This window comes from Luteolibacter algae, from assembly GCF_042683045.1.
In the GTDB taxonomy this organism is placed as follows: domain Bacteria; phylum Verrucomicrobiota; class Verrucomicrobiia; order Verrucomicrobiales; family Akkermansiaceae; genus Luteolibacter; species Luteolibacter algae.
Map to the genome: position 1 here is coordinate 23705 of NZ_JBHUIT010000007.1, position 16565 is coordinate 40269.

General features: G+C 52.1%; 13 protein-coding genes. 6 read left to right on the plus strand and 7 right to left on the minus strand.

What is annotated here, in order from left to right:
• Nucleotide 1 precedes the first annotated feature (1 nt).
• Nucleotides 2-1300 carry a DUF2254 domain-containing protein gene (locus ACFSSA_RS06730; RefSeq protein WP_386819535.1) on the plus strand — a complete coding sequence of 433 codons (1299 nt, stop codon included), beginning with the start codon at nucleotides 2-4 and terminating at the stop codon, nucleotides 1298-1300.
• Between the two features lie 16 nt (nucleotides 1301-1316).
• On the opposite strand, the gene ACFSSA_RS06735 is transcribed toward ACFSSA_RS06730, so the two are convergent.
• From ACFSSA_RS06735 to ACFSSA_RS06765, 7 genes are all read right to left on the minus strand, one after another.
• Nucleotides 1317-1853, minus strand: a complete 537-nt coding sequence (locus tag ACFSSA_RS06735; RefSeq protein ID WP_386819537.1) for a hypothetical protein — start codon at nucleotides 1851-1853, stop codon at nucleotides 1317-1319.
• Nucleotides 1854-1882: 29 nt separating this feature from the next.
• Nucleotides 1883-3031 carry an ABC transporter permease gene (locus tag ACFSSA_RS06740; RefSeq protein WP_386819539.1) on the minus strand — a complete coding sequence of 383 codons (1149 nt, stop codon included), beginning with the start codon at nucleotides 3029-3031 and terminating at the stop codon, nucleotides 1883-1885.
• 25 nt (nucleotides 3032-3056) lie between these two features.
• The gene (locus ACFSSA_RS06745) at nucleotides 3057-4196 is read right to left on the minus strand and encodes an ABC transporter permease (protein WP_386819541.1); all 1140 of its coding nucleotides are present in this window, start codon (nucleotides 4194-4196) and stop codon (nucleotides 3057-3059) included.
• On the minus strand, nucleotides 4193-4891 hold the full coding sequence (locus tag ACFSSA_RS06750) for an ABC transporter ATP-binding protein (protein ID WP_386819542.1): 699 nt from the start codon (nucleotides 4889-4891) through the stop codon (nucleotides 4193-4195). The genes ACFSSA_RS06745 and ACFSSA_RS06750 overlap by 4 nt, the downstream gene beginning before the upstream one ends.
• A complete protein-coding gene (locus ACFSSA_RS06755) occupies nucleotides 4884-6293 on the minus strand; it encodes an efflux RND transporter periplasmic adaptor subunit (RefSeq protein ID WP_386819544.1) in 1410 nt (469 codons plus the stop codon). The genes ACFSSA_RS06750 and ACFSSA_RS06755 overlap by 8 nt, the downstream gene beginning before the upstream one ends.
• Before the next feature lie 107 nt (nucleotides 6294-6400).
• The gene (locus ACFSSA_RS06760) at nucleotides 6401-6784 is read right to left on the minus strand and encodes a hypothetical protein (protein ID WP_386819546.1); all 384 of its coding nucleotides are present in this window, start codon (nucleotides 6782-6784) and stop codon (nucleotides 6401-6403) included.
• A gap of 100 nt (nucleotides 6785-6884) precedes the next feature.
• Entirely contained in the window at nucleotides 6885-8048 is a 1164-nt protein-coding gene (locus tag ACFSSA_RS06765; protein WP_386819548.1) for a hypothetical protein, read from the minus strand.
• A 304-nt stretch (nucleotides 8049-8352) separates the two neighbouring features.
• On the opposite strand from ACFSSA_RS06765, the gene ACFSSA_RS06770 reads away from it, so the two are divergent.
• The 5 genes from ACFSSA_RS06770 (at nucleotide 8353) to ACFSSA_RS06790 (ending at nucleotide 16326) form a co-directional block, all read left to right on the plus strand.
• The gene (locus tag ACFSSA_RS06770) at nucleotides 8353-11130 is read left to right on the plus strand and encodes a bifunctional aconitate hydratase 2/2-methylisocitrate dehydratase (RefSeq protein WP_386819549.1); all 2778 of its coding nucleotides are present in this window, start codon (nucleotides 8353-8355) and stop codon (nucleotides 11128-11130) included.
• 332 nt (nucleotides 11131-11462) lie between these two features.
• Nucleotides 11463-12779 carry an N-6 DNA methylase gene (locus ACFSSA_RS06775; RefSeq protein WP_386819551.1) on the plus strand — a complete coding sequence of 439 codons (1317 nt, stop codon included), beginning with the start codon at nucleotides 11463-11465 and terminating at the stop codon, nucleotides 12777-12779.
• A 3-nt stretch (nucleotides 12780-12782) separates the two neighbouring features.
• Nucleotides 12783-15056, plus strand: a complete 2274-nt coding sequence (locus ACFSSA_RS06780) for a sensor histidine kinase (RefSeq protein WP_386819552.1) — start codon at nucleotides 12783-12785, stop codon at nucleotides 15054-15056.
• A gap of 14 nt (nucleotides 15057-15070) precedes the next feature.
• On the plus strand, nucleotides 15071-15694 hold the full coding sequence (locus tag ACFSSA_RS06785) for a hypothetical protein (RefSeq protein WP_386819554.1): 624 nt from the start codon (nucleotides 15071-15073) through the stop codon (nucleotides 15692-15694).
• The gene (locus ACFSSA_RS06790; RefSeq protein WP_386819556.1) at nucleotides 15694-16326 is read left to right on the plus strand and encodes an HNH endonuclease; all 633 of its coding nucleotides are present in this window, start codon (nucleotides 15694-15696) and stop codon (nucleotides 16324-16326) included. The genes ACFSSA_RS06785 and ACFSSA_RS06790 overlap by 1 nt, the downstream gene beginning before the upstream one ends.
• Nucleotides 16327-16565 lie beyond the last annotated feature (239 nt).

Genomic DNA, 16565 nt, shown 5'->3' on the forward strand with positions numbered 1-16565 from the left:
CATGCTTCTTGCTTCATGTCCTTTGCTCGGCTCAAGTTATAGAGTGACGAAAACCGAATACCTCCTTCGCGAAATGCGATCCCGCCTGTGGGTGAAACCCGCCATCATGAGCCTGGCAGCGGTGCTATGGGTGAGCTTCGCCTATTTTGGAGCTTTTCTCCTTCCCGAGGACATGCGGGTGGTGGTGAAAAGAGAAATTCTTATCAACCTTCTAGGCATTATGGCGTCCACGATGCTCACCGTAGCCACCTTTTCTGTCGCGGCAATGGTCAGTGCCTATTCCGCGGTTTCCACCACCGCCACGCCCCGCGCCACGCGCATCGTGATGCAGGACAGGTCCTCGCAGAACTCGCTCACCAGCTTTCTGGCAGCATTTATCTATGCGATCATCGCACTCGTGGCCATCAGCATCGTGGAATATGGCGCCGGCGGCAGAGTCCTGCTTTTCGCGGGATATTCGGGAGTTTTGATCTGGGTGCTCATCTCATTTGTGCGGTGGGTCGATAGGGTATCGAAACTCGGCCGGATGGGAGATACCCTGGAGCGCGTGGAAGAATCCTGCAGGGAGACCTTTTCCTCACCGGAAACCATGGGGACCTTGGGTGCCAAAACCGCTGATGACAGCCCGGTGACCGGCGCACGCATCACTGCGGATATCATCGGCTATGTGCAGAATATCGATGTCGCCGAGCTCAACGAAATCGCCGGCGAATTGGGAACAAGCATCCGTGTGATGGAACGGCCGGGAGCTTTTGTCGATCCCCACGACGCATTGGTTACCGTGTTGAATCACCCGAATCTGGAGGAGGAAATGATCACCCGAATACGGAATACCTTTCAGCTGGGTGATTCCCGCCGGGTAAGCAGCGATCCACGATTCGGCATGATTCTACTCTCGGAAATCGCAGACCGTGCACTTTCGCCTGCCGTGAACGATCCGGGAACCGCCATCGTCGTGCTTGGGATCCAAGTCCGGCTGATGGAAATGTGGAGCCAGCATCATAACAAAGAAGAAAAGATAAAATACGAGCACATCGAGGTGCCCCCCTTGAGCGCGGAAGATCTATTGGATGATGCCTTCACCGCCATCAGCCGAGACGGAGCGGGAATTTTCGAAGTCGGCGCACGCATTCAAAAAAGCCTCGCGGTCCTGGGCAGATTGTCCGGCGGAATCTTCGCCAGTGCGGCACGACGTCATTCAAGGTTGGCACTGGAGCAGGCAGAGCTTTCGCTTGTGACCGATGACCATAAGAAAATCGTTCGCCAGCTTGCCGAGCAGGTGGGTAATCCGGCGAACTAGGAGTCACTTGGCGGGGCTACGGCTTTTCCACGAAAATTTTCGATGCGTTCAATACGAGATTATCTGCCGTGGAGCTCTTATCCACCGTTCCGGAAACTTTGACCACGCTCAGTTCTTTCAATCCGTTCACTCCCTTGAGATTACCGGATAACACGCGCCCGTCCTCACCTAGAATTTGAACAGCGGCGATGCTTCCACGTTTCAGCTCATTGGAGTCACAGCAGGCATCCCATGGTGTCGCACAGGAGTCTCCGGGGTTTTTATCGCAAGTCGTCAGCTTCGCGGGATCGCCCAGAATAAATGAAGCACGCCCGTCGACAAATACCTTCTCACGGCCCATCAGCTCACCACTGAGTGTGATTTCATCCCCCGGCTTTACCGAAGTGACTGCGGTATGAATTTCCCGGGCACCTTCGGGAGGCGTATCTGTAAAATACTTTTCAAAGGATACGTCCGGAACCACAGCTTGGGCTGATGTCGGGACTTCTTTTTTTTCGCAGGCTGTCATGAGCAGCGCTGCCAGTGAGAGGGAAAGTGTGGATATTATTTTCATAGTAGTTGGTTGGTTGAAGGTTAATTTCTTTATGAACGCAAAGCCTTTGGAAGAGAAGGTTTCAGACAACGGATCGCAGGAGGAACCGAACCCAGAATACCGAGCAAAATCCCCGTTAACAAACCCGCGACCGCCACCTGGGGAGAAATGGTGATCGTGAATGCCCCGATTGAAAATGGAATCGTCGCGCCATCCAGCAGAACCAACGCGATGATTGATGCAACCATGGTCCCTGCCAGACATGCGATCAAGCTCTCCTGCATGAGACTGAAAAAGACCGCCGCGCGCCCGAAACCGATCGCCTGAAGAGTCGCGAGCTCCCGGATGCGGGAAGCGAATGCCGCGTATAATGTATTGAAACCACCGAATACAGCTCCGGCGGCAACCAATCCGGCGGTGATCCATGTCATCACCCGTAGTGGCTTGAAGAAAGCCCCCAGCGCGGCGTAGTAATCGCTTTCCCGCAGTGCGCTTAGCTCCAGATCGAGACGCTGCTGACTGAAAAGATCCACCTCGGAAAAATCCTTGGGCTCCTCCATACGGAGAACCACGCACGATACCGTATCGCGCTGGGAGATCATTCTCAGGTCTCCAATGACTGCCCAGATTTCGGACTCCATGACCGTTCCCGGTGCTGCGAACAGGCCGGAAATTTTCAGTTCGGTATTCTCGATCCGGACGGTTTTTCCCGGTTGCAATTCAGCCTCGGGCAGACCGAGTTTGCGCCATGCGAGTCTTCCGAGCATCACCTCACCTGCCCGTGGGAAGGTGCCCTTGAGTATGCGCACCTCGGGATGAACCAACAAAGCCCTGGGGGTAACGCCACGAAAGAGCCCCTGCCCTCTCGCTCCGTTCGGGATTTCGATAAACGACATATAATGGATCTCTGTCGAAACCGCTGGCTTGCCCAAGGTCTCGGATACGCCCCGTATGCCGGCTTCCGCGATTCCGCCCAAAAGCTCGCTCACCTCGCTACGCTGGATACTTTCCTCACTGCCGGCACCGAGCAGGATCGCATTTCTCGGTGAGCCTGAGGCGGAAAGCACCTGCTTCATTCCGCCATTCAATGCGGTGGCCGCCATCACGAGTAGCACCACCAGCGCGGAGCCACCCACAGTTTGCAATAATCGCGATTTATCGCGGAACAAATTTCTAAGCGCGTATGAGAGAGGAAGCATAAAAAGGAAATAGCGTTAAAATGATTCAGGAACGCAGGGATTTGACAATCGGCTGACGGATTGCGATCAGAGCCGGATGCACGGACGCGATCACCCCCAGTAACAGCGCCGCGCCGGTGGCCAGCAGTGCCGTGGAAACCTCTGGTAGAATGGCCAGCGTATGCCCCTCGCTACCCATGGTAAAACTCTGCCAGCGTAGAAAACCCCATGCCAATCCGGCTCCCAGAATACCGCCCATGAGGCCGAGCATTCCCCCTTCGCTGAGGACCAGGAACATGATCGTGCGACCGGGATAACCCAGTGTGCGAAGCACCGCGTTTTCCTTCACCCGACTGCGCACCATGAGCAAAATCGCATTCGCCACGAGCGCAACCACTGCAATCACAGCACCCAGACCCAGCCAACGGGTAAAGCCGATCAACTCGATAAGCTGCCCGGCAGTCTCCGCGAAAAATGCTTTCTCCGGCCGGGTGTTTGTTGGCTGCTGATCGGATTTGAAACGGGCATCGATGTCATCCGCCACCTGCTTGAGGTTTTTCGATTCGTTCACCCGCACATTGAATTGCGTGACGATTCCCAGACCGGTTTTGGAAGCTTGTTGAAGGAAGTCCAGCTTTACATAGGCCACATTATTGTCCTGGGCAAAAGGAGACCTGATGATACCTACCACATGCACAGTAATTCCCACTGCGTCGAATTTATCCCCGGGTTTGAGCCCGCGGCGTTTTGCAAACTGTTCCCCTACGAGTGCCGCATCACCGCGCTTCACCCATTCCGCGTCACTGCCTTCGATGATCTCTATCTCCGGGGCAAACTTCTTCAGCAATGCTTCCGGCACACCGCGGAAAGTGATCACGTCCAAACTTGCGCCGCAGTTATTCACGGTGATCTTGATCGGAATCACCTCACGCACGTTCGGTATCCTCCGGATCTCATCCGCGTAATATTCCGGCAGCTGGCTGGTCATCGGGCAGAAGCGGTTTTCCCTATATACGACAAGTGTGGTATCCGAGGCAGTCTCCTCGGTAGCAGCGGAAAGCGATTGCTGAAGGGTCTCCACCGAGGTGAAAAGAAACATCCCCGAGGCCACGCCCAGCACGGTGAGCGCCGTGCGCAGGCGATGGCGTGTCAGCTGTTTCAGAGCAAGTAAAAGCAGAGCTGTCATACGGCCAATTTATTGGGATCTTCAGTTAGCAGCTGGCCTTTATCCAGATGCAGTGTCCGGTCAGCTGCCATTGCTGCCCGCGCGTCGTGCGTGACCATTACGATCGTCTTCCCATGGTCCCGAGAAAGTGAGCGAAGCAGATCGAGAATCAATGTCGCGGACTCCCGATCAAGATCTCCCGTCGGCTCATCGGCTACTAGCAGGGCGGGATCTGCCACCAATGCCCGGGCAATTGCCACGCGTTGTTCCTGCCCGCCGGAAAGCTCGCTGGGCGTATGCTGGGAACGGCCATCCAGCCCGACAAGTTCGAGGGCAGCCTCGGCTTTTTTCCTACGCTCCGCCCGGCTGAGATCGGTGATGAGCAGTGGGAGTTCGACATTTTCCAGGGCGGTAAGCACCGGGATCAAATGGTAAAGCTGGAAAATATATCCCACGGTGCTCGCCCGCCATTTGGTGAGCTGCTTCCGGGAAAATCCCGCGATATCCTGACCGTTGATAACCAGGCTGCCGCTCGTAGGAGTATCGATTCCCGAGACCAGGTTCAGCAAGGTCGTTTTCCCGGAGCCGGAAGGTCCCATCAGAGCCAGAAATTCTCCGCGCGGAACATCCATATTCAGGTTTTCCAAGGGAGTCACCAGGTTTGGGCCCTTCTTATAAGATTTCGTGATGTTTTTGCAGGAGATCATATCAGTCATTGAAAATTGGTTTAAGACGTTGTCCGGCTCTCACGCCGGTGGCATCGAGAACGACCCACTCACCGGGACGCAAACCGGAATCGATGCGGACCAAACCGCCCTTTTTTTCTGAAAAAGTGACAGAGCGGGATTCCGCGCGAGAAGTCTCCGGATCACATATCCATACACTCCCGCCACTCAGCGCTCTATCGGGCACATAAACTGCCACGCCCATTGCGGAGGAGATTTCGGATTTTCCGCTGCCTTCGGATTTCGGCGGAATCTCGAAAAATTCCACCCGGCTCAACATTTCCGGGCGGAGCTTTCCGTTCGGATTCTTGATCCTCACTTTTGCTTGCAGAGTATTGCGCTGAAGATCAGCAGAGCCCTCGATCCGGGTTACTTCCCCTTCGAAAACTTCATCGGGGAGCAGATTGCAGCGAATCTTAGCCGTCTGTCCCACTCCCAGCCCAGCCGCATCCGCGAGTGGAACATCCACTCTGACCTGAAGATGCCGCGGATCGTAAAGGATAGCGATCGTGGCGCTGTCCATGTCATCCATGCCGAGCATTTTCTTCTGGCCCGGTGCCGAGACCAACTTCAGGACCCGTCCGTTGATCGGCGCGGTGATCCTTGTCCGGCTATGGGCAAGTTCCGCTTTCTCCAGATCGATTTCAGCCTTCTGAATGCGTGCCTGGATTGCCTGCACTTCAAAGGCGATCTTGTTCAGATTTTCCGCAATCCCGGCGATCCTGGCATTGATATTATCAATTTCCGCCAAGCTCCGCGTATGATCGTAGCGCACTTTCTGCATTTCATCCGCAGGAATGGCACCGGAGGTGAGCCGCTCGTAGCGCTGCAACTTATCGGCTGCTTCCGCGGCATTTGCTTCCGCAATCGCCAGCTGCGCTTTTTCCGCATCCATCTGTTTCAATGCGGTCTGGGTGCCCGTGCAATGCGCCTCAAATGAAGCTTTCACATCCGCCAGGTCGGCGGCTTTCGCATCGCGTTCCAGCCGGGTGTCTATGCCGATCAGCGTTGCGATAAGATCGCCCTTTTCCACCAGCTCCCCTTCGTAGACGAAGACCTCTTCCACCACCCCATCGGTGAGCGCGGTAACCTTTACCGGAAGTGGATCAGGCTCGACCCAGCCGGATGCCTGAAAGAGTAGATCGCCGTGAATTGCGGTTGTTTCTCCCTGCGGGATCTCATTTTCCAACGCTTCTTCAATACCTACGGCATGTGCTACCGGCACAGCCTTGGCGGGAAGTAAACGATCGCGGAAAAGTAAACCGAAGATCAGTGCGAAGCCGAGAAGAATGGCCAGCGGAAGTAGCCAGAACGCGAAACGCCTGCCAGTGGCTGGCTTATCGCCGGAAGGATTGGAAAGTAGGTGCCCGATGTCCGGGTCTGTGGATGACATAGGTGTATAAAAATCTGGAAAAAAGACGGCACGAAGGCCCGGAGATGATGGAATTCGGCGCGATAAATACAAACGGCCGAGGCGAACTTCACTTCAGATCTTTTTTCTCAAATCAGCAGCCTTTGCTGCAAAATATACAGCCGCGAGATCAATGGCGGCCCGCGATGCATCGCTGCGGCCGATGACTCGAGCCGGGTAGATGGCAATAAGTCCGGTAGCGAGACGGGCGCCAGTGTCCATACCAGATCCAGTGTGGGCAGGTGCGATGGATTGGCCTTATCGGCATTTGGCAGGACCTTTGCCGAGATCATACAATCCGGTTCGACCGGACGGTGCGGTTCATTCTTCCCGCAGCAATCTTTTCCAGTCGCCGGGCATTGATCCGCATAGTCGATGAACGCCATGCTCATCGTGCAGAAATGCCTCTGCACTCCGGCCACGGGCAAAACCACGGTCATGAGGGCAAAAATGATGAAGGAAAAGAAACGCATGGTTCTGAAGGGGAAGATACATTCCACGGAACATTCCGCAAGTCCGATGCTTCGCACCTGGCATTTACGCAGAGCACCTCACCGCCTTTTCACAAAACGATCACTGTCCGAAACGAATCGTGATTCCCTTTTTCGCCCATGCTGCGGCAATCTCGGCCTCCAGTTTCTCAAATCTTCCATTGCCCAGTAGCTCGGCCAAGGCATCTTCTCCGGTTTTCCCCTCATGGAGCCCCTTCAGAAACGCCGTGATTGCCCGCGCACGCCCATCTCCTTCCATGTGGAAAAAGTAGTGGGTCAAAAGCAACCCGAAGCCGTAATTCAAATTCGCTCCCGCACCACTGAAGCGGCGGTAATCCATTAGCATAAAGTCCCGCAATCGTGGCACTATCAGCTCGGCCCCGAGATTTCTACCTCCTTTTCCTTCCTCACCGAAGGCAGTCACATACTGCTTCACCGCATTTCCATGAATATCCGGCCTGAAGTATCCGGTATTATAGGGAGTGACTGCCACATACTCCGCGAGACCTTCGGTAAACCAGCCTTTTGATCCATGTGAGTAGTAAGCGGCTGGCGTCAGCTGATGGACCAACTCGTGAATTAGCACCTGATTCTTGTGATTCACATCCCGACTGTATCCGGTGCCTCCTTTGATAAGACCCAGACTTTCCATCGGCACCAGCACCAGCCGGTGCTGCGACAAAAAGCAACCGGCGGATCCCTGCGGACCTCCCGATCGATAGTAGGCCTCCGATTCGCCGAAAATCAGCACACGCGAGCGTGAATCAATCGTCTCGCAGCTCATCAGGGAAAGCGGAAGCGCCGCAAGATACGCCCTCGTGCTTTCAAAAATCGTCGTAAAATTTCTCAGTGCGTCCAGCGTGATTCTGGAATCACTATGGAAACGATAGCTCGGGCTTTCATAAATATAATGGCTCTTGGCCGCATCCTCGGAGACGACCTTGCAGGCACGGCTGCCTGTAGCACTTGCCTGACGTGGCCACGGCCTGCCAAAATTCGACCGCAAGTCCTCGATGGGAGCATTTGCCGCACTGCGAATTATCGACTGGGATTCCGGACTCAAATCCAGCAGCGCAACGGTGAACAATCTCCCGCCTTCCATGCGGAACACGACCCGCGTCCCTTCCGTGCGGACAAAGTCAGCCTCGAAGATCTGCCCGTGGGAGTTTTTCCAGCTAGCCGCGAAACAGCTGCCGGCAATCACGTGCATTGCCACGCCTAGGAAAAGCATTTTTGAAAACAACATATAAGCGCAAGAGATGAACTATGGTCAAAAATCTATGCTTATCTGCGGATCCAACCAAGCTACAAACACCCCCACTCACAGCTTGGGTGGCAACCACCTGATCGTTAACAGTCTGGCTGGGCTAGCACCGGGATATAATTCCATGTCCGCGTCTTCAGCAGAATGACTGATACATACAACGCTCCCACAACCTCCATCTTGGCACAAGAAGTGCCCACTCTTCCCCCACGGAACGCTTTTGACAAAACCCCCGCTATCCCCAACCCTCCCGCTCTAAGAATTTTCCCCTAGAAAACACCATCCAATGAGCCTTTATCTGGACTACCTGAAAGAAATCGAGAAACGCAAAACCGAAGGTTTGCACCCGAAACCCATCGACAGCGGCGAGCTAGTCGCCGAGATCATCTCGCAAATCAAAGATCCGGCCAACGAGCACCGCGCGGATTCTCTCAATTTCCTGATCTACAACACCCTCCCCGGCACCACCAGCGCTGCAGGAGAAAAGGCACGTTTTCTTGAGGAAATCATCCTCGGCACCTCCGTCGCGGAAGAAATCACCCCGACCTTCGCCTTCGAACTCCTCTCCCACATGAAGGGCGGAGCATCCATCGAAGTGCTCCTCAACCTCGCTCTCGGTGAAAGCGCCGAAACCGCACAACAAGCGGCCAAGGTCCTCAAAACCCAGGTCTTCCTCTACGAGGCGGACATGGAGCGCCTCAAAACCGCTTTCGAATCCGGCAACGCCATCGCCAAAGACATCCTCGAAAGCTACGCCAAAGCAGAATTTTTCACCAGCCTCCCCGAGGTTCCCGGGGAAATCAACGTCGTCACCTACATTGCTGGCGAAGGTGACATCTCCACCGATCTCCTCTCCCCGGGCAATCAGGCACACTCGCGCTCCGATCGTGAGCTTCATGGAAAATGCATGATCTCCCCGGAAGCACAGAGCGCGATCCAAGCCCTTCAGAAAATTCACCCCGACAAGAGCGTCATGCTGGTCGCCGAAAAGGGCACCATGGGCGTCGGCTCCTCCCGCATGTCCGGCGTCAACAACGTCGCACTCTGGACCGGCCGCCAGGCCAGCCCCTACGTCCCCTTCGTCAACATCGCCCCCATCGTCGCGGGCACGAACGGCATCTCACCCATCTTCCTCACCACCGTCGACGTCACCGGCGGCATCGGCCTCGATCTCCAGAACTGGGTCAAAAAGAAAGATGCCGAAGGTAACAACGTTCTCAACGAAGCCGGCGACCCCGTCCTCGAGCAGGTCTATTCCGTCGAAACCGGCACTGTCCTCACCATCAACACCAAGGCGAAGAAACTTTTCCAAGGTGAAACCGAACTCATCGATATCTCCAAGGCTCTCACGCCACAGAAGCTGGAGTTCATCAAGGCAGGCGGCTCCTACGCCATCGTCTTCGGCAAAAAACTCCAGACATTCGCCGCGAAAACGCTCGGCATCACAGCCCCAACCGTCTTCGCCCCTTCCAAGGAAATCTCCCACCCCGGCCAAGGCCTCACCGCCGTTGAGAAAATTTTCAACAAAAACGCCGTCGGCACCACCCCGGGCCTCGTCCTCCACGCCGGTTCCGATGTCCGCGTTGAGGTGAACATCGTCGGCTCCCAGGACACCACCGGCCTCATGACCTCCCAGGAGCTCGAAGCCATGGCGGCCAAAACCATCTCCCCCATCGTCGATGCGGGCTATCAATCCGGCTGCCACACCGCCTCCGTTTGGGACCAGAAATCCAAAAACAACATTCCGAAGCTCATGTCCTTCATGAACAACTTCGGCCTCATCACAGCCCGCGATCCCGAGGACAAATACCACGCCATGACCGACGTCATCCACAAGGTCCTCAACGACCTCACCGTGGACGAGTGGGCCATCATCATCGGCGGAGACTCCCACACCCGCATGTCGAAAGGCGTCGCCTTCGGGGCAGACTCGGGCACCGTCGCCCTCGCCCTCGCCACTGGCGAGGCCACCATGCCCATCCCCGAGTCCGTCAAAGTCACTTTCAAAGGCGAGCTCAAGCCCTACATGGACTTCCGCGATGTCGTGCACGCCACCCAGCTGCAGATGCTGAAAAAATTCGGCAACAACATCTTCCAGGGCCGCATCATCGAGGTCCACCTCGGCACCCTCCCCGCCGACCAGGCCTTCACCTTCACCGACTGGACCGCCGAGATGAAAGCCAAAGCCTCCATCTGCATTTCACAGGACGAAACCCTCATCCAGTCCCTCGAAATCGCCAAAGGCCGCATCCAGATCATGATCGACAAGGGCATGGACAACAAATCCCAAGTCCTCCAAGGCCTCATCGACATCGCCAACAAGCGCATCGCCGAAATCCGTTCCGGCGAAAAGCCCGCCCTCACCCCGGATGCCAACGCGAAATACGCCGCCGAGTTCGTCGTCGATCTCGACATCATCGACGAGCCCATGATCGCCGACCCCGACGTCAACAACGAGGACGTGTCCAAGCGCTACACCCACGACGTCATCCGCGCCCTCTCCTTCTACGAGGGCAAAAAGGAAATCGACCTCGGTTTCGTCGGCTCCTGCATGGTCCACAAGGACGACCTTAAAATCGTCTCCAAAATGCTCGCCAACCTCGAGAAGCAACAAGGCAAAGTCGAATTCCAAGCCCCCCTCGTTGTCGCCGCGCCGACCTACAACATCATCGATGAACTCAAAGCCGAAGGCGACTGGGACATCCTCCAGAAATACTCCGGATTCGAATTTGACGACAACGCCCCCAAAGGCACCGCCCGCACCGAGTATCAGAACATGATGTATCTCGAGCGCCCCGGCTGTAACCTCTGCATGGGCAACCAGGAAAAAGCCGAAAAAGGCGACACCGTCATGGCCACCTCCACCCGCCTATTCCAAGGCCGCGTGGTCGAAGACTCCGACAGGAAAAAAGGCGAGTCCCTACTCTCCTCCACCCCCGTAGTCGTCCTCTCCGCCATCCTCGGCCGCACCCCAAGCCTGGAGGAATACAAGGCATCCGTCCAAGGCATCGACCTAACCTCCTTCACCCCACCGGCAGAAGCCATGGTCGCCGCCGCCTCCTAGGAAACGCCCGACAAAGCTCCTAATTTCAGAAACCGCCCCTGCTCGCAGGCGGCAATTTTTTCGTGAAACGAATCAGACTAAGGCCGATGACTGATTTCGCAGAGATCAAGGGCCGCACCATGCCGCCTCCATAATACTCAACAATTAGTTTTCAATTTTCGAGTGTGGCTGCTAGAAATTCGCCTTCCAATTGGTGAACCTGGATCTGCTGATCTAGCAATCTAAGAGATTGCCAAGAGTCTATTGATTTCAGTCAGACACTGAGACTATTTCGGATGATAAGATAAGATTCAGCGTGAAGCTTAAGTGCATTTTAAATACAAAAATTATTTATGATTCAACCGACAGTGAATTCTGATTTGCGGCCATTTCACGAATTCGCTGAATATGTCACAAAATTGGTTCAGCTCAGTAGAACTTCCCATGTTGAACCAGGATGGGAATCGAAGGTCGATGCTGCCCTGAATGGGCAAGCGGGGGCAGAGCTACGTCGAGTTTCACCCCTGAAAACTAGGAGGGAATTTGGGGCCTTTTTTACTGGAACAGATCTGGGAGCTAGACTGTTAGATCTGTGCTCCGCATTTGATCGAAATAGTGTGATTTACGATCCCACTTGCGGAGCAGGTGACCTTTTAGTCGCAGCGGCTCGTAGGTTACCGATAGAGAAAAACCTAAACGCCACGTTAACTCAGTGGGGTAAGCAGTTGATTGGAACAGATTTACATCGAGAGTTCGTTCACGGCGCCCGAATTCGCTTAGTTTTGTTGGCTCGCCAGCGTCATCGATCTAATTCAAAGCTGAAGAAGACTCCTGCGCAATTCTTCCCTGAAATTAAAGTGGCCAATGGGCTTCGGCAAATTCATTTGCTCAAGCAGGCGACGCACCTGTTGCTCAACCCACCATTTGGGCTTGAGAAGGTACCAAAGAATTGTGCATGGGCGAGCGGGAAGATGACCCTCGCAGCTGAATTTGTCGCAAACGCAATGGAGCATGCAAATGAGGGGGCTGAGTTATACGCCATTCTCCCAGACGTTTTACGCTCAGGATCGTTTAGCGAAAATTGGCAAAAACATATCGAACAGTTGTCAGAAATACGACGAACGCAGTCTTTTGGTATTTTTGATTCAAGTGCAGATATTGATGTTTTCCTTTTGCATGCTATTCGGGTGAAGCAAAGAAAGTTGACTCATTCAGGTTCATGGTCACCATTGATAGCCAAGAATCGCACTACATTAGGAGATCTCTTTGAGGTACGTGTTGGAACTATTGTTCCACATCGTGATGAGGAGATCGGCGAATCATATCCATATATTCATGCTCGTTCTGTTCCAGCTTGGGCTACAGTTCGTGAGTTTAGCGAGAGCCGCTTGCATTCTGGACGCCTATTTCAACCGCCTTTTGTCGTCATCCGACGGACTTCGAGGCCAGAACAACAGTATCGTGCAGCCGCGTCAATTATCGCAGGAGACGTTCCTGTCGCTGTCGAGAATCACTTGATTGTGTGTAGCCCTTTAGATAGAAAAGTCGGCTCTTGTCGCCAGTTGATTAAACAGCTCAAACTTCCGACTACTAACGATTTTCTAAATGATAGAATTCGCTGCCGACACTTGACGGTTAAAGCGATTAAACAAATTCCAATTGAAGGGTGACCAATGAGTGACAAAGAACTACTGGGTAAATACCCTTTCGACATTAATGCTCGAGTTACTATTCAACTAGGACGGGAAAGCATCTCTAGTTCTGTGATTGCATTCTCGGAGCTAGTAAAAAACTCATATGATGCCGATGCCGAGGATGTAAATATCACTTTTTCCAAAGAGCCTACGAATGGAATCATCACCATTGAAGATAATGGAAATGGCATGTCCTTGAGCGTCCTTTTGAGGCGCTGGCTGCTAATTGGGACAGATAATAAGCGTGGTGATGATTTGTCCCGTTCAAAAAAGCGTGCATTGACAGGCGCTAAGGGTCTTGGCCGACTTGGTATTGATCGGCTCTGCGAAAAACTCATTCTTCAAACAAAGACGGCCGACATGAAGGACCTTTTGGAGTTGCATGTCGATTGGGGAAGATTTGAGGAAGATGGCCATTCACTATCAGATATCGAGCACGACCTTTATAGAGTAAGCCAGAATAGTGAAAATGTTAATTCATTTAAATTTTGTGAGAGTAGTGTTTCGGGCACACGCGTAATCTTACAAGGTGTTAAGGACGAGTGGAATGAAGAGTTAATTGATGAGCTAGCAAAGGAGCTGTCTTTGCTTGTATCTCCTTTTGGAGGAGTGAATGATTTCAAGATAAGAATTCACGCTTTCAACAAAACCATCCAAACAGTGGACCCTTCGCCGATACTTGATGGAGCTTTGTGGAAGCTTGACGCCGAAATCGACGCGAAGGGTGATGTCAGCGCTTCCCTCTATTCGAAATTTTTCGACGAAGATATTAAGATGGATCCAGTTCCCTGGGCGCAATGGTTGAAAGGTAGAGGAAGCTTGCCTGATTGTGGTCCCGTAAAACTTAGTCTCTACTATCTGCCTCAGGTTCCTGAGGTCCTTGAACGGATCGATTATACGAGAAAAAATTTCCGGGGCTTCATGGCTTTAAACCAAGGAGTGCGCATTTATCGCGATCATTTTCGAGTAAAGCCGTATGGAGACCCAAACTCTAAAGGGGATTGGTTAAATCTAGCGTTCCGACGGATCTCAAGTCCTGGCGGAATCTCACAAGGTGGTTGGAAGGTTGCCCCAAATCAATTGATTGGCGCGGTGTTTATTGGCCGTAAAGAAAACTCATTACTCGAAGATCAAACAAACCGAGAAGGATTGCAGGAAGGAACAGCTTTCTCAGACCTTCAAGCCGCAGTTCTCAAGTTTGTAGACTTTTTTGAATACGAGGCGCATCGCTCTGCCGAAAAGAGAGGCATAGGCCAACTCAAAGAAGAGCTCCGAAAAAGCGCGGAGAGCTCCCGTAATGTCGCGAAGCAATCAATTGCTGAGGCCGACAAAATAACCAAGACGCTTGAGACTAAGTCAGGAGCGGAAGACCGGGATAAAAACATAAATGAGTTGAAGATTAAGATGGAGGCGGCGAAGAAGGCATTAAGAAAATCCGAAGAGGACGGGAACGCATATGAGAACCTGCTCAAGGATGAACTGAAGGCTTTGGATGATGAAAAGAATACACTTTCAAATTTGGCATCACTTGGAATTTTGAGTGTTACTTTTAGCCATGAGGCTTTGGAACATTGCAATCTAGCGGCAGCGAATGCCAAGAGATTGAAGAAAAATTATGAGGATGGCCTATTCCAACTGTTGTCGGATCAATCCGAAAAGTTTTTGCAGAACATAAAAGTCATAGTCAACAGTACCAAGTTCATCCGGAATTTTTCAAAGTTCGCACTAGGTAACGTTCGTCCTGACAAACGAAGGATGAACAAAAACTTGCGCCTCAACGCGGTCATTGAGGAAGTATTCGAAGCAATGGCTCAATCATTGGGTGAAAAGAAAATCAATTTCGATTTGTCTGATGTACCTAGTGAAATCGCGCCCATTAGGGGGTTTGAAATCGATTGGGAGAGTACCTTAATTAATCTCATCGCTAATTCAATACAGGCACTTTCACACGTGAAGGGAGGGCGCGACCGCCTGATCAGAGTTACCTTAATGCAGACGGATACTCATATTAGGCTCGATTTTTCGGATTCAGGATGTGGGTTTGAGGCTGGCATTGAGGCGCGAATCTTTGAACCCAAATTTAGCACGCGCAGGGATCTTCAGGGTAATGTAGTTGGAACTGGGATGGGATTATCAATTGTGAGAACCTTCGTAGAAGATCATTCGTCAGGATCAATTATAGCTAGTTCACCTTGCGACATTGGAGGGGCCAGGTTTGAGATCTCAGTTCCCAGATCAGATGTTAAGATTTAATATTTTTAGTAAACATGAAGACTGTATTGTTTATTGATGATCGTCCAGACTCACGGAATACGTATTCGGAGGATTTAGTAGATATATTCGGTCCCAGTGTAGAAATCATTTCGATTGCTCCTTCAGGAACACTTCCGGAGATGTTGTCCGTAATTATCAGTCAGAATCAGTTAGTTTCTTTGGTCCTAGACCAACGCCTCTACGAAAGCGGGGATACTGATTACACTGGTCTGAATTTGGCGGCACTGGTACGAGCTAGTCTTTCTAAGTTGCCAATTTATATTCTAACAAACTGGACCGACAAATTGGATAATACCTATCATGTAGAATATGTGTTCGAGAAAGAAAAGATTACGGATGATGACTATAAAATGGAAGCAACTGCACGAGTGCGTCGACATATAGACGTCTTCGAAGACATTATAGATGAGCGGGAAGATCGCTTTGCTGAATTGCTGCCAAAATATCTTGGAACGCAGCTTTCTGACAACGAATTAGCTGAGTTCCTAAAGCTTAAGGCGGAAAGGATTAAACCTTATTCGCATGAATTCAACGAGGATGAGGAACTTCGTGCAAAGCTCGATGAACAAGCTTCATTACTGGAAGGAATCCTTAAGGAACTCGAAGGGGACCTCTGATGTTTTATCCTAGAATTTCTCGAAGAGGGACATATCGAAGCCCCAGTAAACATGGTGGTTTTTACGCGGATTATCGTGCTTACGCAGTTGAAATTTCCGAGGATTGCAAAATGCGTTGTGTCTATTGTGATGCAAGAGTATCTGAGAACTTGGGGGGTGATTCCTTTGAGCTAGATCATTTTCGGCCTAAGAAGCATTTCCCTCACTTAGAGCGGGATCCGAGTAACTTGGTATTGGCATGTCCTGCTTGCAACCGCTTTAAATCTGCGCACTGGCCAGCAGGGACAACCACGTCCGACACCTTTGTCAAAGGCTGTGGTTTTGTAGATCCATTTACGACCAATCAGTTGGATTATTTTGCGATTAACGAATTGGGGGAAATCTCGGCTAAAGTTGAGCCTGCTTCCTATGTTATCGAACTGTTGAGTTTGAATCGTGCTGCCCGCAATTGTTTACGAAGGCGCCGATTGCTCCTTAAGCTCCAAAAAAGCCTACTGATTAAGATTTCCTCTAAAACTCAGCGGATAGTTAATCTAATTTCGAATGGTGAAATTCAAAGAGATGAAATTATCGATCGACTTGAAAACCTTATGCGATTGCAGAAACAATTAGCAAGCACCCTAGATATTTGAATCTGGGGGCGAGGTATACATGGGAAAATTATTTCGGATCAGTCCCCGCAAGCTAACATTTTCCCCATTTCAGAGATATGAACGCGCAGTCTCACGCGATTGGATTGAAGGCACATCCCTTCGCCCAAGGTTTTTGGGTCAGTGCATTGTCCAAAGTCGCAAGTCTGGCCTGACCCCATTTTCTGGACAGTTCTAAACTAGAGCTAACGTGGCTGGTGTTTGTCTAAGGAGAGGGGCGG

Bases quoted from the DNA above. Each gene is read 5' to 3' on its own strand.
- ACFSSA_RS06750 (WP_386819542.1), bottom strand. From the start codon at position 4,891: ATGACTGATATGATCTCCTGCAAAAACATCACGAAATCTTATAAGAAG.
- ACFSSA_RS06785 (WP_386819554.1), top strand. From the start codon at position 15,071: ATGAAGACTGTATTGTTTATTGATGATCGTCCAGACTCACGGAATACG.
- ACFSSA_RS06780 (WP_386819552.1), top strand. From the start codon at position 12,783: ATGAGTGACAAAGAACTACTGGGTAAATACCCTTTCGACATTAATGCT.
- ACFSSA_RS06755 (WP_386819544.1), bottom strand. From the start codon at position 6,293: ATGTCATCCACAGACCCGGACATCGGGCACCTACTTTCCAATCCTTCC.
- ACFSSA_RS06745 (WP_386819541.1), bottom strand. From the start codon at position 4,196: ATGACAGCTCTGCTTTTACTTGCTCTGAAACAGCTGACACGCCATCGC.
- ACFSSA_RS06770 (WP_386819549.1), top strand. From the start codon at position 8,353: ATGAGCCTTTATCTGGACTACCTGAAAGAAATCGAGAAACGCAAAACC.
- ACFSSA_RS06775 (WP_386819551.1), top strand. From the start codon at position 11,463: ATGATTCAACCGACAGTGAATTCTGATTTGCGGCCATTTCACGAATTC.
- ACFSSA_RS06765 (WP_386819548.1), bottom strand. From the start codon at position 8,048: ATGTTGTTTTCAAAAATGCTTTTCCTAGGCGTGGCAATGCACGTGATT.
- ACFSSA_RS06760 (WP_386819546.1), bottom strand. From the start codon at position 6,784: ATGCGTTTCTTTTCCTTCATCATTTTTGCCCTCATGACCGTGGTTTTG.
- ACFSSA_RS06740 (WP_386819539.1), bottom strand. From the start codon at position 3,031: ATGCTTCCTCTCTCATACGCGCTTAGAAATTTGTTCCGCGATAAATCG.
- ACFSSA_RS06735 (WP_386819537.1), bottom strand. From the start codon at position 1,853: ATGAAAATAATATCCACACTTTCCCTCTCACTGGCAGCGCTGCTCATG.
- ACFSSA_RS06730 (WP_386819535.1), top strand. From the start codon at position 2: ATGCTTCTTGCTTCATGTCCTTTGCTCGGCTCAAGTTATAGAGTGACG.
- ACFSSA_RS06790 (WP_386819556.1), top strand. From the start codon at position 15,694: ATGTTTTATCCTAGAATTTCTCGAAGAGGGACATATCGAAGCCCCAGT.